General features: G+C 46.8%; 1 pseudogene. It reads right to left on the bottom strand.

Annotated features, from left to right (window positions below):
* Positions 1–714, bottom strand: a pseudogene (locus CIK04_RS25490) (YjbH domain-containing protein); the annotation flags it as partial.

The raw sequence follows: 714 nt of genomic DNA, 5'->3' as shown, positions 1-714 counted from the left end.
TTGCTTGGGTTCATCTCGCCAAACCGCTTTGAGATCATCAAAATTGGTGTAGAGATTAAAACCAAAGGTCAGTGTATCGCCACGTTGGTAACTTAACTTGGCAATCGCCCCAATCTCCAAAGTTGATAGAGCACGCCAAAGTTCCAAGGAGTATGTTGTGGCATCGGCTTACCACCACGGACATAAGGGAAATACTTGGCTGTAATCGTTGGCATCGTATTCCACTTTCACACGCAGTGGTTGATACGGTGTTGATATTCAATGCCGCCATAGAGAGCGGCAGGGCCTTTAACAGCGCTCAAATCACGCTGCCCCCGAGCCTTTATAGTCACTTGGCCTTTCACAAAACTTATCGCTAACTTTGCAAAATGGGTTGGTGAAGTTGCCGTTTTGGCCGATATAACCCCATCCSATACCTAGCGTAAAGTCGATTGGGCCAAACCGTTTGGTCGCAGCAATAAACTCGACCGTCAAATAAACCTGTCCCGCCAAATCACGAATGCCAATTGAGGTTTCAGGTAACCAGTAGCTCTCTTGCCAAAGGCGTATTTTGAAATCAATACCTTTATCGGTATAGAGATTGTCGCCGCTGTAATCTGGATTCGGGTTAAACAGCATATCCGGCACGCGTGTGTAACGGATGGTGGTTTCAAACCAATCGAACAACTGCAGCGAGGTGTAATAATGGTGGTAGTCGTCGTTGAGGTTAACACC

The sequence above is a fragment of the Vibrio sp. 03_296 genome (assembly GCF_002265885.1).
This window is presented reverse-complemented; position numbering and strand designations above follow the sequence as displayed.